The following is a 25,339-nucleotide window of genomic DNA, read 5'->3' on the forward strand; positions in this document are numbered from 1 at the left end:
ACTCTCCTCGGAATGTCACCCTGAGCGTAGCGAAGGGTCTTCCTCGCGGGCTGGGAGATTCTTCGCTCCACTCACATCGTCCCAATGTTCTTTCGGGGGGATGACGCGCGCAATCAGTTTCCCGATAATCGGATACCAATAATCATCGCCTTTCAACACGCGATAGCCAGCCCACTGCCCTGCAATGTGAAATAGCGGAACGAGAAGCGCGATCAACAGCGCGACAATCATCGAACCGAACATGACCACCAAGCCCATGAGTCCCGCAGATGAATTCGCGACTGACTCTGGGTCGAAGCCAGTGAGCGCGATGAAGGCGACCATGCCAACCATGTAAAACATACCGGCAATAATTCCAAGAATAAGCACAGACGCATGAAGCGCAATCGCCTGCGCGGATTGGAACTTCAGCCACGCGCTTCGTTTGCCTTGCAGAATCCACGCGGTGATTGGGGCGAGCAATCCCCAAAACGCGAGGATCACGCTGAAATGTCCCGCCGCGGCGACCCAGCGGTCTTCGTGATCTTCGTTCAGCCCGTTCTCGCTTTCGGCATTGTATTCAAGATACTTCGCCAGCCGCTTGCCCATGATCGGGTATCGAAAATCTTTTCCCATGCCGCACGCAACAGCGGCGATGATCGGCAGGAGAAGATAAACTCCGAGAGAGCCAATGACAAAAACGAAAAAGAAGATATTGAAGCCGACGAGTGACGCCGCAAACGCATCTCCGTCTTTCGGGCTGACCATCGCAACGATCATCATTAAAACAATGATGACGGTAATGAACAGCAAATAGCCTAGAAGCCAGATCGTATACCCAAGCGTCTGATACCCCAATGCCTGCAAACACTGATACGCGATAAATTTTGATTTCCGCCTTTGCTCCGCCCAGCCGATGATCGGCAGGATGAGTCCCATGCCCATCACCAGCGCGGAAAGATGCGCCAGCACAGCCCAGACGCGTTCTTCAGTGGATGAAATTGGCTTCATGATGCGATTGTATCAGAGGGATGAATCTACAAATTCAAATAGGGTTTAGCCATCAACAGCGCCGCCAGCGACTTGGCATCGGGCATTTCGCCGCGCTCCGCCATTTCGATGGCTTGTCGCACCGGATATTTCTCGACCGACAGGAATTCATCTTCATCAGCCTCCAGCGGGTTGTGCTTTAAGTCGGTGGCTAGATACACTTCCATAAATTCGGAGGAATAGCCGGGGGCAAGGAAGAACTCCCCCACCTTTTGCAATTTCCCCGCTTCCATGCCGGTCTCTTCGCGGATCTCGCGGGCGGCGCATTCTTCGTATGGTTCGTCACCATCGCGCGTGCCAGCCGGGAGTTCGAGCAGATCCATCCCCGCGGCGTGACGATATTGCCGCACGAAATACATGTCTCCATGTTCATCCACCGGGATGACGACCACCGAACCGCCATGTTCGATGATCTCGAATTTGGTTTCGCGTCCATCGGGAGTTTTGAGTGTGTCGCGGCGGATGCGGAAGACGCGCCCTTGCAATAAAGTTTCCGATTTGATGAGTTCAAAGGTCATGTAAGTTTCCTCAGATCGTGATGATCGCATTATAAAAGAAATACGACTCGCTTGAAAATGAATAAGACCCTGATTCATGCAGAAAACGCTGATGCTACTCTCTCAGCGTCAATCAGCGTTTTAAAGGATTAGGACTTACGCAGTTGAACCTGTTGCGCCGTAGTTGCACTGCGGCGGCGGCACGATTTGCCTGGCAAATCGAACTGCCCGCCAACTGCGTAAGTCCTGAGGTTAATCGTATTTTACTTAAAGCGTTGAATTATGGAATGCTCAAACTCTGACCAGCCGCCAGCGTAGAATTGAGGGTAAGCCCGCCATTGGCGGCGACGATGGCGTCCGGCGTTACATCGCCGAATTTACACGCCACTCCAAACACGGTTGTATCGGCATTGCCGGTCACCACATAGGAACCGGGATGCGCGCGCAACGAACGCGGGCCCAAATCGGCTTCGGACCAAGCCGGACCCGATGGGATGGTCAAGACCAAGCCCGCGTAATAAATATCCGGGCTGGAGAGGTTGCTTGCCGCCAGCAACGCCGCGGGATCGATCCCGTAGCGGCGCGCGATGCAGAATGGGAATTCCTCGCTTTTGAGGGCATACGTGGAAGGATGCGAACCGGGCGGAACCTGCGGTTGAGGCGTGCTGGTCGGCCCGCTGGGGAGGGCGAGAGTCGTTGTGGGTGTCGCAGTGGGGTTGGATGGCAACTGCACGAATGGAGTCAATGTGGCGGTTTCTGCGACGCCGCCCGGTGTGGCAGTGTTCAACAAATTCGGGTCGATACTTTGCGCGGTTTGTGTGGTTGCCTGCTGAACGCCTCCCAGCCCGGTGGGGCTGGCAACCGGAGTGCCGAGGGTTTCGAATAAATTACTCGTATCAATCGCCGTGCTGGTGACAGACACCGGCGTGGAAAACGGTTGTCGACACGCCGTGAGCAACATCGCGCCGATCACTGTTATGGAGGCGATCATCGCGCCTCGCTTCATTCTCAACATAATCTTCTCCTGAAACACAGAACAAAGTTTCGGGGATGGTAGCACATCCAAGAGGGCGCGTCAAGTTACGGGGTGGTGATTTCCATGGCTGTGCGAAGTCGTTGCCTAAGAACAAATCACGCGCTCACGGAAAAAATCTTGATGGCTTGTTCCTTGCCCGCAAACATCACATCACCAAGATCCTCAGTCTTGAAATCTTCGCTCAAACCGTCGCGCGTGGCGCGATCGATCAAGATCGGGCGCTGGGCGGCTTTCGTGTGCTTTTCAATACGCGCCGCAATGTTGACCGTATCGCCGACGCACGTGTAGGTGGCGCGATGTTGTGTGCCGGTGTACCCCGCAATGACTCGCCCGGTGGCAATGCCGATGCCGATCTTGATCTGCCCTCTGCCCTGCGCGGCGCGTTGCTCGTTGAACACATTCAGCAGGTCGATCATTTCGAGCGCGGCGCGCACCGCGTGGTCGTGGTGACGCTCATGAAAGACCGGGGCGCCGAAGATCGCCATCATCCCGTCGCCTTCCATTTGGTTCACCGTCCCATGGTGACTGGTGATCGCGTCGAACATCAACGCAAAATAATTGTTGAGCAGTTCGATGGTCTCGGTCGGTTCCTGTTTTTCGCTGAGAGAGGTGAACGAACGGATATCGGCGAACATCACCGAAGCCGTCACATATTTTCCGCCGAGTGAAAACCCTTCGCGCAAGAGTTGCTCCGCCACCTCGGGTGTGGCAAACGTGCGAAACAGTTTTCGCTGTTGGTCGCGCAGTCGCTTCTTCTCAAGGCTGGCGTTGACGCGCGCCCGCAGAAGGATCGGGTTTAACGGCTTGACGAGATAATCCTCCGCGCCCATTTCGATGCACTTCACCACGCGGTCAAGCTCATCCGATGCCGAGGTCATCACCACCGGCAGGTCGCGCAGTTCGTTGTCGCTTAACAGGGCTTCCAACACTTCGAAGCCATTCATCACGGGCATATCGATATCCAACAGGATCACATCGTACAACTTCTCGCGCAACATCTCCATGGCGATCTTGCCGTTCTCGGCTGTGTATACGTGATGCCCATTCTGTTCCAGCGCATGAGTGAGCAATAGCCGGTTAACGCGGTTATCGTCCACGATCAACATGCGACCGGGCTCGTGCGTGGCGCTCATGACTTTAGCCCTCGCAATTCATCGCAGGCGGATCCCAACGCTTCATTCAGGACGTTCAGCCTGTCTCCCGTTTCCCCCAGCCGGTTCTCCCGCCCGATCCCCTCCAACACGTTCGCCAACTCCGCCAGTCGATTTGCTCCAAACGTCGCCGCATTCGACTTCAACGAGTGCGCCGCGCGACGGAACGAATCGGCATTCCCCTCTGCCAGTCCAGATTTCAACTCATCGAACAAGCGCGGCGCATCGTCTAGAAACGTGTCGATCAATTCGTTGATAAATTCCGCGCCGGAGATTTGCTTGAGTTCGTCGAAGGTTGTGCGGTCAATGACGGGCATGATTGGTTTCCTTTGGTTAAGTGCCTGCGCGCAAGTATACAGGGAAACGGGTGTACAGGGGAGCAAATGAGCAAGTGAGCAAGTGGGCAAGTGAGCAAGTGGGCAAATGAGCAAGTGGGCAAGTGAGCAAATGAGCAAATGAGCAAGTGGGCAAGTGAGCAAGTGGGCAAGTGAGCAAATGAGCAAGCGAGCAAGTGAGCATGCACACAGGGATGAATATGTTCACGCATCCCCATGCCCACCGGGCTACGCATGGCTCCCCGCCCTCATCAACGACTCAACAAGTTCATTCGCGCGGATCGGTTTGGAGATGTAATCGTCCATGCCGGCGGCGAGGCATAATTCACGATCGCCTTGCATGGCATTGGCGGTCATGGCAACGATGCGAGGTTGGGCAACCGTTTGGATCATACGGATCTTTCGCGTGGCGTCGAGTCCGTCCATTTCGGGCATTTGCACATCCATGAGAATCACGTCGTAGGGCTGGCGCGTAATCGCTTCGATGGCTTCGAGTCCATTCGAGGCGAGGTCGGCGCGATAGCCCATCTGCTCCAACATGCGGATGGCGAGTTTTTGATTGACGGCATTATCCTCCGCGATGAGGATGCGCAATGGATGACGGGACGCCATTTCCATGTCGAAGGCGGAGGTTTTGGGGGCGCTGACCGGGGCGAGTCGGCTGGGGTCAAAGAGACCAGCCAGCACGTCGAAAAGAAGCGAGGGCTTGATCGGTTTGGCGAGGAAGGCGTTGAACAAAGTCCTGTATTCCCCCAGTTCGCTTTGCGCCATCGATGAAAAAAGAAGCAGCGGGATGGACACGTTGTGTTTGCGAATTTCACCGGCCAGCATGGCGCCGTCCATCTCGGGCATGAACATATCGAGCACGATCAGGTCGAACGGTTCGCCGCGTTCGAGGATGGCAAGCGCATCGCGCGGGAATTCGGTGTCTTGCGCGAGCATGCCCCATTTTTCGAACTGCAATTTCAGGATGCGTCGGTTCGTGAGGTTATCATCCACAATGAGCGCGCGTTTCCCCTCCAGAAGATGCCGATCCTCGCGCGGGTTTGCCGCGGTGCGAACCCTCTCCGCCGGCTCGACGTGGATGGCGAAGTGAAAGGACGAACCTTGGCCGGGAATGCCCTCACTCTCGACCCACACGCTTCCGCCCATCAATTCGACCAGCCGCTGGCTGATCGCCAACCCCAGCCCGGTGCCGCCATATTTGCGCGTGGTCGACGCATCCACCTGCGTGAACGATTCGAATAAACGGCTCATGCGGTCTTGGGGAATGCCGATGCCCGTATCGCGGACAGTGAATTGGAGCGCAACCGTAGACGCGGAAACAGGCGAGATACGCTCCGAGTCGTTCTGTTGGCTTATCGCTTTGTCCACCTTCACGGTCACCACCACCTCCCCGCTCTCGGTAAACTTCACCGCGTTGCCCAGCAAGTTCAACAACACCTGTCGCAGGCGCGTCACGTCGCCGAAGACCGCCGGCGGCACATCCTCTTCGAGGATGCAGGCAAGGTCGAGGTGATGTTCCGCCGCGCGGGTGACGACGAGGTCGAGCGCGCTGTCGATACATTCGCGCAGGTTGAACGGCTGGTTCTCGAGTTCCATTTTGCCCGATTCGATCTTGCTAAAATCGAGGATGTCGTTGATGATGGTCAGCAGGGTTTCGCCGCTGGCGCGAATCACCTCGGCAAAATCGCGCTGTTGGTTGGTAAGTTCGGTGCCGAGCAACAGCCCGGTCATGCCGATGATGCCGTTCATCGGCGTGCGGATCTCATGACTCATGCTGGCGAGGAAGATGGATTTCGCCGCGTTGGCGGCTTCTGCGTCCTGGCGGGCGCGGCGCGCTTCGGTTGTGCGCTCCTCGACCATTTGCTCAAGGTTGTGACTGTATGCTTCAAGCATACGCGCCGCTCGTTTGCGTTCGGTGATGTCGCGCAAAATACCTTGATACGAGTTGGGCGCGCCATCATCGTCGCGGCGGAGTGTGGCGGTCAGCAGGCATTCCATCACGACACCGTCTTTGCGCGTCAGGTTTACCTCAAAGTCGCGCACCGAACCCTGCGCGCCGATCAGGTCTTGGAACCCGGCAAACTGTTCCTCGGTCACGCCGATCTCCGCCATCCCAAGTTTCAGCAGTTCGTCGCGCGTATACCCGAACAGGTCGAGCGTTGCCTGGTTGACATCCACGATGTCGGCATTCGCCGTGATCACAAAAATGGCGTCGCGCGAATTCTCGAACAACGCGCGATATTTCTCCTCGTTCCGCCTGAGGTCGCCGTACAACCGCGCGTTATCGAACGAGATCGCGGCTTGCGAGGCAAGCACGCGGATCACCTCCAGGCGTTCCGGGGTGAACGCGTTCGTCGTCAGGTTATTTTCAAGATACAGCAAGCCCGATAATTTTCCCTGATTCAACATCGGCACGCACAAGATCGACTTGGGTTTGTGCGCAATGAGATAAGGGTCTCGCGCGAACTGACCGCTCCGCGCGGCATCATCGAGCACCACGGTTTCTTGCGTGCGGGCAACGTAGCTGAGGATGGAAACGGGCAAGTCTTGCGGATGCGCGGGCGACTCGGCCAGCACGCGGACGTTGCCTCGCACCCCTTGCGCCTCGATCATCCACATTGCGGCTTGTTCTCGCAGTAGCCAGCCCTTCTCTGCCCCGGCGTTTTCGATCGCGGCTTCCAACAGGGAAGCGAACAATTTTTCCAGCACGATCTCGCTGGAAAGCGCCTGCGTCGCCTTCATCAGGCTGGCGAAATCGATGGCGGCCGCGCCGTCGGTGTTTGTCGACGATGTAATCACTGAAGAGGAGAGCCCAGCGCCAGCCTCCGCTCTTGAAAAAAATTGCGGATACGCTTCTTCGAGATGCTTCACTTTGGCGAAGGCGCCCCACTCGTGGTAGGCGCGAACCGCCTGACCGAGGTAATGACCAGCCAGTTCATGCAAACCGCGCTCAAGATGGAATTTGCCCGCCAACTCGCGCGCCAGCGCCTCTTCATTCAAAAATAAATTCTGTTTTGCCAGCGCAATCGACTCATCGTACAGTTCGCGCGCCTTGCCGGTGTCGCCGCGCGCGCGCGCCAGTTCCGCCTCGACCAACAAATATTTATGCTGGTGATTTTCGGGGGCAAATGCCGCCCACTTCTTAGAATTTTTTTGATTGGCGGTTATGATCTTCAGCCAGTGTTCCTTTTCAGCAGGCGTGGCGTCGTTCCACAAAGCGAGACGCGCGAGAGAATCAAAGAACGGATACATAAACGATGTATACGCGCCCGCGCCGCCATCCAAAAACTCTTTGCAAGAGGCTGAATATCCAAGGGCAGATTGATAGTCCCCGAACAAAAAATTCAGATACATCGTATACATATAAATGTTCATGACGATGCTTCGATTGTTCTTTGCGATCTGTTCGGGCAGTTGGCTCTCGGCATCGTAGGCGGCGCCAACGATCTTGCGCGGGTCGGCAGATTTTCCCATGAGGTTCAAGACCACTTGATGGTGAAACCCAACGTGATTGAGGTTGGACGATTGGCGCATCTGCTTGATTCTGCCGCTAAACGCGCTCATTTCCTGTTCCAACTCATATAATTTGCATCCCGCCCAATAGGAATGGTAAACGTAGATCAATGCGCTGTTGCTGGCTTGGGCATAATCTCCCACCAGGTTCAGGCTTGCCCGGTATGAATCCATAAGAAGGCTGAGAGTGTTTCGCAAAGGCTCCGTCCAAAATTGAAGCACGGTGGCATGCAATCCTTTTGCGGCGCATCGCTCCTTCTCCACATCCAGCGCATCGGCAAGTTGTAGACCGATCGCGCCAAACTCGCTGCCTCCTTTGATATCCCCCAATGCCACTGTGAGCAAAAAGCCATATCCCACAAAGGCAAACCCGGAGATGGAGCCATTGCCATGCTTGAGGCTGAGTTCCACAGTTTTGAGGAATAACAACGGGAGGAGGGTTGGAATGTTCGTATACGCCGGGGAGAAGATAATACGCACGATCCAGAAAATTCGCTCGACGCGTTCATCGTCCAATTCGGGGAGTTGAAGCAACTCGGCTTTCGATTTGCGCGAGAGCAGGAAACGCACCCTGAGCAAAGCCGCCAGAATCTGGAATGTGTTGGGTTTTAACGGAAGGATCACCCCAAGACACCGCAAGGCTTCAAGTCCGGCGCGCACGGCTGAGGTGCGTTCATCGCGCGCAAGATAGGCGCGCATATCGATCTCGTGAGCGCGGGATTGATCGAGCCCGGGGTTGGCATGGGCAAGCAGGGCGCTCACAAGACGGTTTTTTTCCTCGAGGTCACCGGTCAAATATGCCGCTTCAGCGCAGGCAACATGTACGTTGAAGGCGAGCGAATATTGTTCCCGCCAATGGGCTGGGATATGTTCAAGTAAGCCGACGCCGGTCTTCAGGTAATGATAGGCAATATCATGCGCGGCGGTTGCTTGCGCCTTTTGCCCTGCCAGCAAGTTCAGGCGGATCAATTCCAGGTAATCCTCCTGGGTGTCAGCCATCCCAGCCCCCAGGTTCAGCTGATTCACCAGCCCGAAGACCGTCTGTTCGCGTTCTGTGGCGGAACTGCTTTGTAGCAGGCGTTGACCCACCCTCCAGTGGATGGATGTTCTTCCCGCCTGCGGGATGGCTTCGTAAACCCCTTGCTGAATGCCCGCGTGAGCAAAGGCGTATCGCGCGTCAGATTCGGTTTCTGCCTGTTCGGCGATCAGGTAATTTGGGGTTAGGGGGACGACCAGGCCGGAGCGCAGGGAAGGCCGCAGGGCAGAGGCAGTTTCAGGCTGGGGTTGATTCGAAAGCGCGGCTAGGGTGGAGAGGTCGAATTCGTATCCGATACAGGCGGCGAATTCCAACATGCGGCGCGTATCATCAGGCAACTCATTAATTTTTTCCGCCATGACTTCGAGGACGTTGTCGGTGAGTTGCCGCGCTTGAATGCCTTGAAGATCCCAATCCCAGCCGCCGCGCTCCAGGTTCAATCGGATCAGTCCGTCGCTGTGACTGCCTCGCAAGAATTCATTGATAAAAAACGGATTGCCACCTGTCTTGGCTTGTATCACTTCGGCAAGCGCCAACGAGTTGTCCAACGGGCAGTGAAGGGATTGGGCAAGCAGGCGGTTCACTTCGTCGACGCGCAGAGGGTTGAGATCGATTTGCGTGACGGTGTTGCCTTCATCGATAAATTTTTGAAGGAGCCCGTGTAATGGGTGATCCGAGGTGATCGCGCTGTTGCGAACCGAGGCGATCACCATCACATGATGCAGGTTGGCAGACGCCGCAAAGCGCTGAAGGAAGGAGCTGGAGGCGACATCTGCCCAGTGAATGTCGTCGAAAAACAAGATCAGCGGGCGTTCGGAATTCAAAAACGACTCGAGAAAGTTCTGCAGGGTAAGGTTAAATCGATTTTGTTCCTCCTCGGGAGAAAGGGATTGCAGGGGCGGTTGCGGTCTGAGAACATGCTCAGCCTCCGGTATCAGGTTGAGAATCACCTGCCCGTTTACGCCGATGGCTTCGTTGATCTTTTGGCGGGCAGAAGCCAGGCTTGCCTCGCTTTCAGAGAGAAGTTGTCGAATGAGCGCGCGGAGGGCGTCTACCAGCCCTGAATAAGGCGTGGGGTTGGGAGAATGGGCGTATTTGCCGCTAATGAATATTCCATTCTGGCGGGCGATGGGAATTTGTAGTTCATGAACCAGGTTGGTCTTCCCCATGCCCGCTTCGCCCGCGATCAAGACCACCTCAGCCGAACCGCGCCGCGCGTTTTCGAATGCGCTCAATAATTGGCGTAGTTCATCTTCCCTCCCGTGCAACGTTTGCGAAACCTGGAATCGGTCTGATACATCGTTTTGCCCGAGGGGAAATTCACGAATCGCGCCGCCAGCCTGCCATTGACGCTGACATTCGATCCAGTCTGCCTTCAACCCAAAGGCGGACTGGTACCGGTCGGCCGCGTTCTTTGCCAGCAATTTCATGATGATATCCGATAGAGGCGACGGGACCGCAGGGTTGACCGCGCTGACCGGAACAGGTTGCTTTGCCAGGTGGCTGTGGATGAGAGACAGCGGGTCTGTTTCTTCAAAGGGACGAACGCCGCCCAGCAATTCGTACAACGTGGCGCCCAGGGAATAAAAATCCGCGCGGTAATCTACGGGTCGATTGATGCGCCCGGTTTGCTCCGGCGAAATATAGGCAATCGTCCCTTCCAGCACGTTGACATTGACTTGCGCAACCGTTTCGCGCGGTAGCAATGTGGAAAGCCCGAAGTCGATGATCTTGACGTTCCCCGTATTCGGGTTGTAAATGATGTTGGATGGATTGATATCTTTATGAATGATCTGGCGCGCATGGATCTGCCCGAGCGCGTCTGTCACTGCGATGGCAATCTTGAGGAACTCGGTCAAGTCGCGGATTGGCTTGGCTGTTTGACTCAACGTATCGCCCTCGATGTCCTCCATCACGATGGTCGGGGTTCCAGAGGTATCGAACTTGTGGACTTCGCTCACCCCGGCAACCGGGTTGAGCAAGGCGTTGATCTCGTATTCCTGACGAAACCTCGCCAGAAGTTCGGGCGTGATCCTCGCGCCATGGAGGGTCTTCAACACCACCGGCTTGCCATCGGAACGGCGCGCGGCGCGATAGACCCTTGTGCGCGCGCTGGTATGCAGGGTTTCTTTGATCGCAAATTCAGCGGACTCTTCCATCGATCACCTTGTGAGCATTGGTATTCAACGGTTAGGATTTACAACGCTTGATCTTTTTACTCCGTCGGCAACCCATCATCTGGATGATGTTGGCCGGGGGTCTTCCACATCTTGTTGCCTTGCATGGCGTATTTGATCAACTCATACATGACAAAATTCTCCCAGATGAATGGAGGGTACCCGCCAAAACCCATCAGCGGCATCGAATCGTTCCGGATCGGGTAGATCCCAAATCCCAGATCGACCCAAAATTGATTGAGGGTATAAACCCACACCAGCCCGCCCGCGCGCACAGCCTCCGCGTTGAACGATTCCCAGATCACGCCGCAAAACAAGCCTGCCACAAGCAACTGCCAAAGCGATTTGGAGTTCCCCATTTCCAACTGGCGGAAAATGGAAATGCGCGGGATATTGAGCAGATAATTGATGGGTTCGACGAGGAAGATGAACCCCAGCCAGATGCACGGGATGAGAAAATTCGCCCAATAATCAGACATCAACAACGGGATGCTGATGCAGGCAACCCCGAAAATAAAAGAAAACGCCAACTTGAACGGCGTCACTTTGACATGGCGAGCCGGGGCTTTCTCGAACATCTTCAAGGTGGCGAAAAAATCCCAGGTGCGGAACAAGGCGGGGATGATCGTCCCATATGCCCACGCGCCGAGGAATTCACGCATGCCCACGGAGGGAATATTGTCGTAATGCCAGGTCCTTGTTTTGAAGTTGATCACTTCGAACATCGACCATAGCAGGATCGAGATCAAAAACAACATGGGGAATTCGCGCCGCCGCTCGATGAAATACGAATCGCCGTGTCTTTGCCAGATCCAACCGTCCACGAACAGGATGTAGCCGCTCCACATGATGGGCGTGAACGCCAGCGCAAGCGGATGGTCGCCCGGCGTGAGGAATATCTCAGCGAGGATCATGATCGCCAACCCCAGCCAGCCGAACCAGGGCATACGGCGCTGTTCAGAACGGGGGTTTGCTATTCCAAAGATTGGATGCGTCATCCAGCCGCCGGGCGCGGCTTGCTGCGGCGCGGGTTGAACTTCGTTGGTCTTCCTGTTTTTCTTCGGCTTGCTTGATTGTTTTCCTGCCATCGCATTTCTCCTCGTTGTGCGTAGCTCGCAAAGTTATGTGAGTGATGGTACGCCATAGACTCTATCGGAAATAATTTTTATTCTGAGTAACCATGATTGCCTGAGATCGTAGTGGCGACTTCGGTCGCCTTTTCGCTACAAAAAACGCTGAAGTCGTTACTACGGTAAACCAATTTATGTGTTTCCGAACAGGACGCAGACGCTTGCGCCGAGCGCCAGTGCGGCGTGAACGCTGATTCACGCTGATGAACAGAGAGAGAAAAACTGCCGCGTATTCTTCAGGACTGAAACGCGCATTTCATCCCAGCGGGCTCAAGCCCGCCCTCCGTGCTCCACCCTCGCCCTCTCCAATGCGGCAACCAGCTCCTCCACGCGAATGGGCTTTGAAATGTAATCTGCCATACCGGCGGCAAGGCACATCTCGCGGTCGCCTTCGAGGGCGTTCGCCGTTAAACCAATGATACGCGGATGGTTGCGCGACCAATTCGTCACGATCTGACGCGTCGCTTCCAAGCCATCCATTTCGGGCATCTGCACATCCATCAGGATCACATCGTATTTCTGGCGCGCCACAGACTCTACTGCTTCTAACCCATTCGACGCCACATCGGCGCGATAGCCCATTTGCTCGAGCAGGCGCAACGCCAGCTTTTGGTTCACGGCGTTGTCTTCAGCCAGTAGGATCTTCAACGGGTTGCGCGAAGCAAAATCAAGGTCGAGTTTGAAGCGCCCGGTGATCGTCTTTTGCTCGCGCGGTTTGGCGCCCACAAAAATACCGACGAGCGTATCGAACAACTGGGATTGTTTGATCGGCTTGGTCAGGTATGCCGCGAACAGACTTTCATCCACCCCCGCTTCACGCCGACCAAGCGAGCTGAACAACACCATGGGAGTTTTCACGCCGGTCAGGCGGATGCGCTTCGCCAGTTCGACGCCGTCCACATCGGGCATGCGCATGTCCAGGATAATGAGATCGAATACCGCGCCGTCCCGGAGCCATTGCAAGGCTTCGGTTGCCGACCCGGTTTCGCGCGCAGACATCCCCCACTTGGATGTCTGCGCATGCATGATTTTTCTATTCGTCTCGTTATCGTCCACAACAAGCGCGCGCTTGCCCTGCAACTCAGGTTGGACGCCGTTATATTCGCGCTCGGCATTGTTGGGCAATTCTGCCGCCTCGCCGCGAATGGTGAAGGAGAATGCGGAGCCTTTGCCCGCCCCCCCGCTTTCCACCCACATCGTGCCGCCCATCATCTCGGCGAGGCGTTTGCTGATGGCAAGTCCCAGCCCCGTGCCGCCGTATTTTCGGGTCGTCGAGGAATCGGCTTGAGAGAAGGATTCGAAGAGTCGGCTCATGCCATCTTCGGAAAGACCGATGCCCGTATCGCGGACGGTGAAAATCAGTGTTTCAAGTTTCAGGCTGTCAGGTTTCAAGTTTCGATCACGTGAAACTGTGAGAACCACTTCGCCCTTCTCGGTAAATTTCACCGCGTTGCTAAACAGGTTGAGCAGGATCTGGCGTAGGCGCGTCTCATCGCCATAGATCGCGGCAGGCGCGTCATCCTCCATCATGTAGGCAATGTCCAGCCCTTTCTCCACGGCGCGAACGGAAACCAGATCCAGCGCGGATTCGACGCACTCGCGCAGGTCGAACGGACGACTTTCAATATCCATGCGCCCGGCTTCGATCTTGCTGAAATCCAAAATATCGTTGATGATGGTCAGCAAGGCATCGCCCGAGTTGCGGATCGTTTCGGCATAATCCTCTTGTTCGTGATCGAGGTTTGTATCCAACAACAGACCGCTCATGCCGATCACCGCGTTCATTGGCGTGCGAATCTCATGACTCATGGTGGCAAGGAAGGAACTCTTTGCCTCGTTGGCTTGCTCGGCGGCGGCGCGCGCTTCCTGCGCCTCATCGAAAAGACGGGCATTCTCGATTGCCACGCCCATGTTGGATGCGAGCGTGGAGAGCAAACGCACGTTATCTTCGGTGAACGCATCTGCGCGGTAACTCTGCACATCCACAACACCCAGCACCTTGTCGCCGACGAGGATCGGCACTCCCATATACGATTCGGGATCGCGTTCTCCCGCCGGCGCAGTGACGTATGCCGCGGCGCCCTGCTCGTCCATTTCGACGGCGGTATGAAGCAACAACGGCTGGCGCGTAAGGATGATCTTCGACGTCAAGCCCTCCCCCAGTTCCCAGGGCGGTTCATTCTCATAATATTCATCGTCGCAAAAGCTATATACCAGGCTAACCACCCGCGTATCGGGGTTGAAGAGCAAAATATCCACCACTTCTGCCCTGAAGATGCCGCGCACTTTTTCGCCGACGATATGCGCCACTGATTTCAAATCGAACGTTTTCCCCATCGCGTCGCCCACACTGTTGAGGATGGCGAGTTCGGCGGCGCGTTGTTCGGTCTCTTTGAGCAGGCGCTGGGTTTCCGTGAACAGGCGCACGTTCTCGATGGCAATCACCGCCTGGCTGGCAAAGGTCTTCACGAGCGCGATTTCATCATCGCTAAACGGGCGGACTTCGTCCCTGCCGATGACGATCGCGCCAATACCTTTGTTGTCCTTCAAGAGAGGCACCCACAACGTACTGCCCAACCCCCAACGCGCGGCATCCTCCCGGTTCTTGGGCGTCACGCGCGGGTCGTTCCTCAAATCCTCCACGTGAAGCGTTGTGCGATCCTTGATGATATTCAACAGAGTGCTGGGTTCGTCGTGACCTTCCAACTTGATGGGGAAACCGTCGAGAATGTCCCGCGCCGAAACAGGTTTAATTTGATTATGCCCCGCGGCAAAGTGAATCATCCCATCGGCTACGCGGGCAATATATCCGCCGTTGCCGCGGCAGAGTTTGACCGCCCGCTCGATGATCGCATCAAAGACCGGCTGATCGTCCATCGGCGACCCGGCAATCACCCCCAACACTTCGCTGGTGGCGGTCTGGCGTTTCAAGTTTTCAGAGATTTTCAAGTTGCGGTCTTGCAGTTCATTGAACAACCGCACGTTCTCAATGGCGATCACCGCCTGCGAGGCAAAAGTCTGCAACAGCGCGATCTGTTTTTCAGTGAACGGCGCCGGGTCATGTTTGCCGATACCCAGGCTCCCGATCGCCTCTCCCTCGCGCATGAGAGGCACCATGACCACGCATTGCATGTTAAGCGATTTGGTGTAGCGCCGCGTCACTTCGGGCAGGTCGGGATGGTTCTGCATATCGGGGAGGTGCGCAACAGCGCGATCCAGAATGGCGCGCGACGACAATCGATCCCTGATGAGCGGCGCGGGATAGGAGCGTTTTGCTTCTGCCACCGCTTCCGGCGGAAAGTTATATTGCGCCGTCTCGTAAACGAGTTTGCCATCGGTTTGATAAAGGTTCCCAAAATCGCCGCCCAGCAGTTTCACCGCATTCTCTGTGATCGCATCGAGCACAGGTTGGATGCTGGTGGGAGAACTTGCCATCACATGCAGGATTTCGCTGGTGGCGGTCTGCTGTTCAAGGTTTTCGGTAATCTCGCGGTTGCGCTGTTCCAGTTCGTTGAATAAACGCACATTTTCAATGGCGATCACCGCCTGCGAGGCAAAGGTCTTCAAGAGCGCGGTCTGTTTTTCAGTGAAGGGCATGGCGTCGCGTTTGCCCACGCCAATGCACCCAATTGCCTCGCCTTCGCGGATCATCGGGACAAACAAGACGCTGTTGAGAATTTTTGATTCCACATAGCGGCGCGTGATCACAGGCAGATCACTCTCGTGGACGAGGTCCGGTATATGCAGGACCGAGCGGCTGAGAATAGCGCGGGAGGATAGGCTGTTGTTCCAATCTAACCGGGCAGGGTACGATTGCCCGGAGACTTCCTGCGTGGTCTCGAGCATTTCGGCTGACACATCGCTGATCGCCACCTCATAGACCATTTGCCCATCGGTGCGATAGACAGCCGACAACGTCGAATCGCAGAGCCAGCGGGCGTTTTCGGCGATCACCTCCATGACCGGTTGAATATCCGTCGGCGATTCGGCGATGACGCGCAAAATCTCGCTGGTGGCGGTCTGTTGTTCGAGGTTCTCGATGATCTCGCGGTTGCTTCGCTGGGCATCGTCGAACAGCCGCGCGTTTTGCAGAGCCACGCCGATGTTCGCCGCTATGGTGCCTAGCAGTCGCTGGTCGCTTTCGGAGAAGCGCCCCTCCGCTGTGGCGCTTTGCACGCTGACGACGCCCACGCTTCGCCCGCCGACGAAAATTGGCACGCCCAAATAAGACAGCGACCGCCGCCCGATCACCCTGCCGCTCAACTCTCTCGCCTGGCGATCCAACTCTTCGTTGATGAGAATCGGCTTCCCCGTCCGAATGATGCGGCTTGTGATCCCATCCCCGTAGTTAAGCGCGCGGAGGTCCTCCCCAAACGTATAGGGGAAGTTGACCGTTTGACTCTTTTCATCCAGCAATGCCACGTAGGCAATATCTGCCCGAAACGTGGCGCGGATCTGCTCGCCAGTCAGTTCGATCAACGCCTCGAGATTGAGTTCGCCCGCCAGCGCGTTCGTTACGGTGTTGACGGTGGCAAGCTCGGCGGCGCGCTGTTCGGTCTCTTTGAGCAGGCGTTGGGTTTCATCGAAAAGACGCGCGTTTTCCAGCGCGACGCTCATGCTATTCGCAAGGGTGGTCAATAACCGCATATCGGCATCGGTAAAACGGTTGTCGACAAACGCGTCGTGCAAGGTGAGCGCGCCGACAACATTTTTTCCCGAATTGATCGGCACACCGAGGAAAGACTTCCTCAGCGCCACGCCTTCGGGCATCACAGGACCTTGAGCGGAAATTTCCTGAGACGTGCGGAGCAGAAGCGGTTGTTGCGATTCGATCAACTTGGAATGCAGACCCAGCCCCAAGGGGAGCGGCTCTTCGGGAATCATCCCATCTTTTGCAGACCACCAGTAGGGAAAAGAAATCATGCGCGTGACGGAGTTATACAGCGAGATTTCCACATCGGCGCCGCTAAAGATCGTTCGGATCTCATCTCCGATCAAGTGGATGATCGCGTCAATATCCAGTTCAGAAGCCAGCCCGTTCTGCACCGAGTTGATGATGGCAAGTTCGGCATTGCGCGATTCGGTCTCCTTGAGCAGGTGTTGAGTCTCATCAAAAAGACGCGCGTTTTCGAGAGCCACGCCCAAACTGGAAGCCAGCGTCTGGAGCAATCGCACATCCGATTCAGAGAAGGCGTGGTCGCGCTCAAAATTTTGAACATTGAGTCCGCCGATCACCTCGCCGCCGATGAGGATCGGAACGGTAAGCCATGACTTCGACATGGACTGCGATCCGGGATAGATGAACCTGTGTTGATATTTTTCACGGTCATCATCCGACTGGATCAAGAGCGTCTCTTTGGTTTCGAAAACATACGAAGTCAGTCCCTGCCCGAGTGGGAAAGTCTTGTCGCGGTAGATCTGCCCGTCCTCGAACAAATACTTGAGGAGAACCAGGTTTTGAGGGCGGTCAATGATCGCGATGCCCGCGCCTTGCGCGTCGAAGATCTCGCGCATCTTATCGCCGACCAGGTCGTAAATTGCCTGCATCTCCAGTTTGGATGCCAATCCTTGTTGGACGCTGTTGATAATGGCAAGTTCGGCATTGCGCGATTCGGTCTCCTTGAGCAGACGCTGGGTCTCGTCGAAGAGACGCGCGCTTTCGAGCGCGACGCTCATCGAATTGGCGAGGGTTTCCAGCAGGCGCACGTCGGATGGAGCGAACGCATTTTCGCGTTCAAGATTCTGGAGAGAGATAATGCCTTTGACTTCATCTCCCACAATAAGAGGCACAAAAAGCAGAGAACCTTCGCTATAGGTTGTAGTTGACGTGGCTTCTGGGTCATATAAGACAGGGTCGTCAAAACTATAAATGCCGTATTTGGGCGCCTCCGTTTTTACGTTTTGATCGATCAAGAGCGATTTTTTGGTTTCATCAAAGTACTCAAAGAATCGCTTATCCTTTACTTTGTTGATATCGAAAGAGTAGATTTCATCTCCCCCATAAGGGATTTGCATGCGGTTGGACGGACGGTCGAAGGCGAAGATAACAACATTTGGCACATTGAATATCTCGCGGATCTTATCGCCAACAACATTGTAGATCCCTTGCATATTCAGTTTTGCCGCCAGCGCGGTTTGGACGCTGTTAATAATGGCAAGTTCGGCGTTGCGTTGTTCGGTCTCTTTGAGCAGGCGCTGGGTCTCATCGAAGAGACGGGCGTTTTCGAGCGCGGTTCCGAGCGACGCGGCAATCGTAGTTAGCAGGCGGATTTCAGATTCACCAAAAGCATTCTCGCGCTCAAAATTTTGAGTACCAATGAGCCCACATACGCGGTCACTGCTGATAATGGGTATCCAGGCAACAGACTTCCCCTCATCTGTGTTAGGAATCCTATAAGCCGCCAGTTTATCCCTTCCCTCCTTAGTGTTGAGCACATAAGGTTGACGAGTTTTTTGCAGAGTATCGAACACGCCGCCCGGGGGCGGATTCGCTGGTGATATAGCAATACGCTTCCCATGTTCATAAACATAAAGAAAATGAAGCAAATTGGTTTTTTCGTCATACCATCTAATCTCAAAATCGGGTGTGTTGAACACTTCGCGCAACTTATCGCCGACCAAGTCCACGATCGCTTGGAAGCCCAACTCCGCGGCGAGTCCCTGCTGTATGGAGTTGATGATCTGCAACTCGGCTTCGCGTTGTGCAAGTTGCTGTTCAATAGTGTGTGATTCACGCAAAACTTTGGCTGATTTCTTCGTCGAATTGACTTTTGACGCCTTTGTCCGACGCGTCAACACACCCCGCTTCGTAACTTTTTTAGCCTTGGGTTTCGCCGCCTTGCCTGCCGAATTCGGCTTCCTCGCCATGCCCATCTCTCCTCATTTGGGTGACAACGCATCTATGATACAGCCCGTGAAATTACAAGTCAATGGAGAAAACCGTCCCGCAGGTTTTTTCGAAAGCATCACCGCATTCAGCCCACCCTGCGGGACGTTTTCCTACATCATCGCCTTCACGTTTCGGATCGGCGTGGATGGGACGAGATCACAGCCGGGCCAGACGGCGTCCACGCCCGCCTCTTTCGCCCTTCGAGTTGATTCAGCCACCTCAGCCTCATCGCCCTTCCACAGCGTCGCAACAGGATCGAGATTCCCGAACAGCAGAGTATCTTTCAACACCTCGCGCGACGCGGCAAGATCGTTCAACTGATCCACCGAAACCGCCTCCGCGCCCGATTCAGCCAACGCCGCGGCCGACTTGTTTGTATTCCCGCACACCGACAACACGCGCGGACTCGGCAGACTCGCGTGCAACTCCCTCAACGCGGGCAGGACAAACTGCTCGAACTTCGACGGTCCAATGAACCCAGGCGACCCTCCCATCTCGTGGATGGTGATGAAGTCCGCGCCTGCGCTTCGATACGCGTTGCCGATCTTCGCAAGGAAAGAGGAAAGATGAAAGAGGGCATCGAGTACCGCTTGCGGCTCGTGTTTCATTTCAATAAATAAATTCTTCGGGTTGCACAAATACAATAACAACGTATACGGACCCGGGATCATCCCCGAAACGACGATCTCATTTCCCACATCTTCCTTCACTAATCGGATTGCATCACACACCAACCCAATTCTCCCAATTCTCCAATTCTCCCAATCTCCAGTCTCCAATCCCCAATTCTCTAATTCTCTAATCTCTTTCGCGCTTTCAGCGATCGCCCTCCTCACCTGCGGAAGCATCAACTCTCCGCCCTCAAAATAATTCAGTTCTGCGCCTAGCATCTCGGCAGGAGCGCATAAATCCAGCGGCAACGTTGCAGACCGCATCCCCGTCAACTTGAAGGTACTCGCCGCCGCGCGCGCCATCTTCATTGCATCGTGATGGACTTCGTGCAATGCAAGCCCCTCGTTTTGCAATCCCTCCACTGTGACATGGATCAACCCGCTAAACGCGGGAGGCGTAGCGAGTCTATTTCCATTGAGAAGCAAAAGAATATCTGCGCGCGCGCTCATGGGGTCTTCCCAAACAGACGAAATCGAATCTCTTTCCCCAGCGGATACAGCGGGAGCAAATCGGCGCGATAGCCTTTGCCCGCGAATTCCTGCATCAACACACGCGCTTGCTGTAACACGTCACGATCCCAACCAAGCGGGAGCGATAAAAGTTTTTCGATTACGGGGTGCATCTTTGCGTTTGTCTTTTGATGATACAACCTGAACTGCAACTGCCACGCCTCCAACTCGCCATACACCGAAAGCGCGGTGACGAGTCCTTGTTGCAGGTGCTTCACCTCATGGATCAACAACGTCAGCAAGCGCGGGTCGGCGGGATTCGTTTGCAACGAATAATAAAGTGAGTTGAAATGGATCGTTCCAAGAAACGTCCAAAACGCGCCGACATTTTTCCGCACTTTCCAAAAGCCGATGTACGTTCGATGCGCCCGCAAATACGAGGAGGCGATCTGCCCTTCCTCGCCGAATCCTTCGAGCGCCAGCAAAAAATTCTGGCTCCATGCCGCCCGCGTCATTTTTGATAGCAAGTGAGAGTCGCTCCGATTACAATTACAAGGGTTCAATCATCTGATCTGACGGCAGTTGCACTGCCGTCAGGAACTATGTGCCGCCAGCCTCAACGCAGTACAACTGCGTCGAGAACACGCATCACGAGTATAAATCATCTGAGGCAAACATGCGACCAGTGGCAATTCTAGGAATCGGACAAACACAGATCGGCGAGCATTGGGACAAATCCCTGCGCGAGATCGGCGGGGAAGCCGCCTTCGCCGCCATGCAAGACGCGGGCGTCGAACAAGTGGACGCGCTCTTCGTCGGCAACATGCTCTCCTCCACCATCAGCGGGCAGAACCAACTCGGCGCGTTCTTTTCGGATTGGATCGGGCTGTGGAAACAGGAAGCGGTGAAAGTGGAAGCCGCCTGCGCTTCGGGAGCGGCGGCGCTTCGTTCCGCCCTTATGGCTGTCGCGGCAAACGACGCGGACTCGGCCCTTGTGGTCGGCGTCGAAAAGATGACCGACAAAGCGGGACACGACGTCACCTCCGCGCTTGCCACCGCCGCCGACGCGGACTACGAATTGGAACAGGGCATCTCCTTCGTCGGGTTGAACGCGCTCATCATGCGGCGGTACATGCACGAGTTCGGCTGGAAGCATGAAGATTTCGCACCGTTCTCGATCAACGCGCACGCGAATGCCATGCACAACCCATTTGCGCGATTGCATGAAAAGATCAGCGTCGAAAAATTCGAGAGGTCGAGCATGGTCGCCACGCCGATCAATCTGCTCGACGCCTCTCCCATCGGCGACGGCGCGGCGGCTGTGGTCATCGTCCCTGCGGAAAAAGTGGTCTCATTAAATGGAAAGCCGAAGATAACAATTGCGGGTTCCGCCTCTTCGACAGATACCATCGCAGTACATTCGCGCAAAGACCCATTGTTTTTATCCGCCGCGTATCAATCGTCGAAGCGCGCGTATGAGATGGCAAACGTTTCACCCGAGGATATTGACGTGTTCGAACTGCACGACGCGTTTTCGATCATGGCGGCGCTGTCGCTCGAGGCGTGCGGGTTCGCGGAAAAAGGGCAGGGGGTGCGACTCGGCTTGGAAGGGCGAATCAGCCCGACCGGGGAAAGACCCGTCTGCACACGCGGGGGACTCAAAGCGCGGGGGCATCCAGTCGGCGCGACGGGAATCTATCAGATCGTGGAGGTTGTCCAGCAATTGCGCGGCGAGTGTGGCGTCACACAAGTGGATGGGGCAAAAATCGGCATGGCGCAAAACATCGGCGGCTCGGGGGCGACGATCGTCACGCACATTTTGAGAGCCGATTGACAACCACAGGTTGGAACGCGGCGCGCATCGCCGCCAGATATGGTTTGGTCTGCGTTACAAACGCATTTTTATTTTTGACATAACTTCAAGGCAGATTTATACTGCAAAGAAAGAAGGAGTAAGAATGTCAGATAAGAGAAAGATCGATCGCCGCGACTTTACCTATTACATGCAGGTTAAGGATGAATCGACAAAGCAGACCATCGGTTATCTATCGGATATCAGTTCGGGCGGGTTCAAACTTGATTCGCCGAAGAATATTCCGCCGGGCAAGGATTTTCACATGCTGATCGACCTGACGCCCGACATCTCCGAGAAAGAGACGATGGTGTTCATTGCGCGCAGTAAGTGGACGCGCCCCGATTACGTGGACCCGAACACGTTCAACGTGGGGTTTGAGATCGTCAATATTTCGCCGAGCGATATGCTGGTCTTCCAGCGCATGTTTGAAAAGTACGGCTCGGAAAAAACAGCGCGGAAAAAAAGTTCGAACGATTATTTGTGGCGATGACCTGCCCTATTCATCTCCGCCATCGTGATGATCTTCAAGATTTGACCTCTTGCATAACTGTCTCCTGCTTAGCCACACATCGTCCCGATGTTCTTCGGGAGAGACCACAGAGACCCTTGAGAAATGCTCTTTTTCTCTGTGTTCTCTGTGGCGAAAATGACTTTCGCAAGAGGTCATCTGTGTTTTCTGTGGCAAAAATGACTTTCGCAAGAGATCTATTTAACGATTCAGTCACGGAGCGCGCCGTCCCTCGTGGATTTTCTTTTGTCTGCATCGAGCAAGATGAAAACCGACCAGTTGAACTTGGTCGGTTTTTTTTCGCGGACAAGCGCGGTTACGAAAATTAAACTGCGCAGACCAGTCTCTTTGCCCGCTTCGGGTAGAGTCCGATCGGTGTAACTCTTACAGTGCCCGTTTTTCCGCCAGACTGCCCTGCTTGTTGTAAAATTGGCGCATGAAATTCAGACTGATCCGTTCCATCATCCGTTTCATCATGAACTTGATCGCCGATATCGAAGTGCGCGGGCTGGAAAAAATGCCGCCCGGCAACTTGATCGGCGCGTCGAACCACCTCGGCAGGCTGGATACCGCCGCCCTGCTATGCGTGGTGGAGCGCGAAGACATCATCATGCCGGTGGCTGAGAAGTACAAGAACCACTGGTTGTTCGGTCTCATTGGGCGCGCCGCCAACGCCATCTGGCTCAACCGCTTCGAAGCCGATTTTTCCGCGTTGCGCGAGATTCTGGCGCGCATGGAAAAGGGCGGTTTGCTGGTGATCGCGCCGGAGGGCACGCGCTCAAAGAGCGAAGCATTGCAAGAGGCAAAACTCGGCGTGGCGTTTCTCGCCAGCAAAAGCGGATTCCCTGTGTTGCCAGTTGCGGCGACCGGGACAGAAGACCGCGTCGTTCTGGAAAACTTGAAGCGCTTCCGGCGCGCGAAGATCGTAGTCAGAGTGGGCGACCCGATCCGCATTGAAATCCCTAAAGGGAAGGGACGCGAACAAGCCCTGCGCGCGGCCACCGATGAAATCATGTGCCAGATCGGCGCGATGCTCCCTGAGTCGTACCGCGGCTTTTATGCGAACCATCCGCGCTTGCTTGAACTTGTGAACCATCATGATCCTGCGTCTACTTAGAGCGCTTATCCGCCTGGCGCTCAACCTGATCTGCCGTTTTGAAATTCGCGGCAAACAATATGTTCCGCTCACCGGCGGGATGATCCTTGCGGCGAATCACATCGGCTTCCTCGACCTGATATTGGTCTACTTCGCCATCAACCGCACGGACTTGTTCATCCCTGTGGCGGAAAAATGGGAAAAGGTTGGGTGGATTCGCGCGCTCAGCGGTCCATTGAACATGATCTTCGTAGATCGCTTCAATCCGGACTTGAAAGCGATTCGGAAAATGATCGCCCTCATGGAGCAAGGCAAGTGTCTGATCATCGCCCCCGAGGGGACGCGTTCGCCTACCGGCGCGCTGATCGCAGGCAAGCCGGGCGTCGCTTACCTGGCGGCGCGTTCGGGCTTCCCAGTCGTGCCTGTGGGAATCACAGGCACGGAGGACAAACTTGTCGTCGGCAACCTCAAACGCCTGCGAAAATCGCTCATCACGTTAACCGGGGGCAAGCCGTTCACCATCTCCCCGCTCCCCAACAAAGAGCGCGATGCCGCGCTACAAAACGCCACAGATGAGATCATGTGCCAGATCGCCGCGCTCCTGCCCGAATCCTATCGCGGCGTGTACGCGAAGCATCCGCGCGCGCAGGAGATCCTTCATGGTTCAATGTTAGAGGAGAAATAAACGCATGAGGATTCTTTCGGGTTCAGGAAGCGCAAAGTGACCTTTGCGATACGGGGTGCGGGGGTTATCCTCTTTTCAACTTCCCGCGTTCATCATCCCATAGTTTTGCGAATCGTTCAAAAATGCCAGAGATGATTTCTAATTCCTCTGCTGAATAACTCGCAATTAATTCGTCCAGGGCGTTTCGGGCTGGTTGAAACCATGCCGCCACTTTTTCTGCGGCTGATTTTGCAGGCGTGATTAAAGTTCCACGTCTGTCAGCGAGGTTTGGTTTTCGCTCAATTAATTTTGCATTTTCAAGTCTGTCCAGCATGGCGGTGGTTGCGCCAGAGGTGAGACCTGTATGTTTGGCAATTTCAGTGGGCGTGGCAGTGCCTTTTTGAAACAGCAACCTAAGACATTCCGTGTCGGTTGTGTTGAGACCCGCCTTTTCATCCACAGCATTTTGGAATAACTTTAAGTTGACGCCATAATCCCTGACTGCCATAAAGGCTCGTTTTTTTAATTCTGTTTTGGAGTTTGCCATAGCGCTACCCTTGACATTATCTTTGTTATAAAGTATCTTTATTATATAACTAAATTCGTTTTGACGCAAGGTTAAACAAGGAGATCATGATGAGCGCCAAGAAAGTTGTAAAAAAATCCACCACAGGGTTATCGGCAGAAGAAATAGCGGCGATGAAGGAGACTCTCAAAGAGCGGAAGATGGCGGCGAACAAGGAAGAGATGGAGAAGGCTGTCTTTGCGGCGTTCGCCAAGATGAACGACGCGGAGCGTTCGATGGCGAAAAAGATTCACGAGATCGTCAAAGCCGCCGCGCCCGGGCTCACGCCAAAGACCTGGTACGGGATGCCCGCCTATGCCAACGCGGAGGGCAAGGTGGTGTGTTTCTTTCAGGCAGGGAGTAAGTTCGGCTCGCGGTATTGCACGTTCGGACTCACCGATTCGGCGCGCCTCGACGATGGCAATATGTGGGCGGCTGGTTTTGCGTTGGTGAAGATATCCCCTGCGGAGGAAGCGAAGATTGCCGCGCTCGTGAAAAGAGCAGTCAACTAATACCAGTTGGGCGGACGCTCCGAGCCGGAGGTTTGCCTCTTTTCGTAAAAGGCTTATTTGTAACCAGAGCGTTTTGTTGATCCCGAAACCCACTTAGTAACTATCTCAAAACTCTTTGAGGGCATATAATTTCAGTGCCAACAAAGGAAACCCAACGATGAAGAAAAAGACGCCACTACCCACTATCTGGGAGGTTCCCGATGAATTATGGAAGCGCAT

At 55.0% G+C, this 25,339-nt stretch carries 16 protein-coding genes; 5 read left to right on the plus strand and 11 right to left on the minus strand.

The genetic code is table 11. From position 1 onward, the window contains the following. Nucleotides 1–15: 15 nt before the first annotated feature. The 10 genes from AC16KF_RS12170 to AC16KF_RS12215 form a co-directional block, all read right to left on the minus strand. Complete coding sequence (locus tag AC16KF_RS12170; RefSeq protein WP_484037593.1) at nt 16–990, minus strand: magnetosome magnetite crystal formation protein family; 975 nt, start codon at nt 988–990, stop codon at nt 16–18. A 26-nt stretch (nt 991–1,016) separates the two neighbouring features. Beyond that, nucleotides 1,017–1,547 carry an NUDIX hydrolase gene (locus AC16KF_RS12175; RefSeq protein ID WP_484037594.1) on the minus strand — a complete coding sequence of 177 codons (531 nt, stop codon included), beginning with the start codon at nt 1,545–1,547 and terminating at the stop codon, nt 1,017–1,019. A 259-nt stretch (nt 1,548–1,806) separates the two neighbouring features. Further along, nucleotides 1,807–2,541, minus strand: a complete 735-nt coding sequence (locus AC16KF_RS12180) for a LysM peptidoglycan-binding domain-containing protein (protein WP_484037595.1) — start codon at nt 2,539–2,541, stop codon at nt 1,807–1,809. A 116-nt stretch (nt 2,542–2,657) separates the two neighbouring features. After that, nucleotides 2,658–3,695: an adenylate/guanylate cyclase domain-containing protein gene (locus AC16KF_RS12185; protein ID WP_484037596.1), complete on the minus strand. Its 1,038-nt coding sequence runs from the start codon at nt 3,693–3,695 to the stop codon at nt 2,658–2,660. Then, on the minus strand, nt 3,692–4,030 hold the full coding sequence (locus tag AC16KF_RS12190; protein WP_484037597.1) for an Hpt domain-containing protein: 339 nt from the start codon (nt 4,028–4,030) through the stop codon (nt 3,692–3,694). Before AC16KF_RS12190 ends, AC16KF_RS12185 begins: the two co-directional genes overlap by 4 nt. 246 nt (nt 4,031–4,276) lie before the next feature. Beyond that, nucleotides 4,277–10,762: a response regulator gene (locus AC16KF_RS12195; RefSeq protein ID WP_484037598.1), complete on the minus strand. Its 6,486-nt coding sequence runs from the start codon at nt 10,760–10,762 to the stop codon at nt 4,277–4,279. Nucleotides 10,763–10,818: 56 nt separating this feature from the next. Continuing rightward, nucleotides 10,819–11,868, minus strand: coding sequence for a hypothetical protein (locus tag AC16KF_RS12200; RefSeq protein WP_484037599.1), 1,050 nt, complete (start codon nt 11,866–11,868; stop codon nt 10,819–10,821). Between the two features lie 312 nt (nt 11,869–12,180). Next, on the minus strand, nt 12,181–18,777 hold the full coding sequence (locus AC16KF_RS12205) for a GAF domain-containing protein (RefSeq protein ID WP_484037600.1): 6,597 nt from the start codon (nt 18,775–18,777) through the stop codon (nt 12,181–12,183). Nucleotides 18,778–18,909: 132 nt separating this feature from the next. After that, a complete protein-coding gene (locus tag AC16KF_RS12210) occupies nt 18,910–19,920 on the minus strand; it encodes a uroporphyrinogen decarboxylase family protein (RefSeq protein ID WP_484037601.1) in 1,011 nt (336 codons plus the stop codon). Further along, nucleotides 19,917–20,447 (minus strand): hypothetical protein, encoded by a 531-nt coding sequence (locus AC16KF_RS12215; RefSeq protein ID WP_484037602.1) that lies wholly within the window; start codon nt 20,445–20,447, stop codon nt 19,917–19,919. Before AC16KF_RS12215 ends, AC16KF_RS12210 begins: the two co-directional genes overlap by 4 nt. Nucleotides 20,448–20,596: 149 nt before the next feature. On the opposite strand from AC16KF_RS12215, the gene AC16KF_RS12220 reads away from it, so the two are divergent. The 4 genes from AC16KF_RS12220 to AC16KF_RS12235 all read left to right on the plus strand — a co-directional run bounded on the left by AC16KF_RS12220 (nt 20,597) and on the right by AC16KF_RS12235 (nt 24,064). Next, nucleotides 20,597–21,754 carry a thiolase domain-containing protein gene (locus tag AC16KF_RS12220; protein ID WP_484037603.1) on the plus strand — a complete coding sequence of 386 codons (1,158 nt, stop codon included), beginning with the start codon at nt 20,597–20,599 and terminating at the stop codon, nt 21,752–21,754. A gap of 124 nt (nt 21,755–21,878) precedes the next feature. Further along, nucleotides 21,879–22,265 carry a PilZ domain-containing protein gene (locus AC16KF_RS12225; protein WP_484037604.1) on the plus strand — a complete coding sequence of 129 codons (387 nt, stop codon included), beginning with the start codon at nt 21,879–21,881 and terminating at the stop codon, nt 22,263–22,265. 454 nt (nt 22,266–22,719) lie between these two features. After that, entirely contained in the window at nt 22,720–23,400 is a 681-nt protein-coding gene (locus tag AC16KF_RS12230) for a lysophospholipid acyltransferase family protein (protein ID WP_484037605.1), read from the plus strand. Beyond that, nucleotides 23,381–24,064: a lysophospholipid acyltransferase family protein gene (locus AC16KF_RS12235; protein WP_484037606.1), complete on the plus strand. Its 684-nt coding sequence runs from the start codon at nt 23,381–23,383 to the stop codon at nt 24,062–24,064. The genes AC16KF_RS12230 and AC16KF_RS12235 overlap by 20 nt, the downstream gene beginning before the upstream one ends. Before the next feature lie 64 nt (nt 24,065–24,128). On the opposite strand, the gene AC16KF_RS12240 is transcribed toward AC16KF_RS12235, so the two are convergent. Continuing rightward, a complete protein-coding gene (locus AC16KF_RS12240; protein ID WP_484037607.1) occupies nt 24,129–24,590 on the minus strand; it encodes a MarR family winged helix-turn-helix transcriptional regulator in 462 nt (153 codons plus the stop codon). Between the two features lie 89 nt (nt 24,591–24,679). Here AC16KF_RS12240 and AC16KF_RS12245 point away from each other — a divergent pair, with 89 nt between their 5' ends. Continuing rightward, nucleotides 24,680–25,120: a hypothetical protein gene (locus AC16KF_RS12245; RefSeq protein ID WP_484037608.1), complete on the plus strand. Its 441-nt coding sequence runs from the start codon at nt 24,680–24,682 to the stop codon at nt 25,118–25,120. The last annotated feature ends 219 nt before the right edge of the window (nt 25,121–25,339 follow it).

The organism is Candidatus Defluviilinea gracilis (assembly GCF_057138825.1).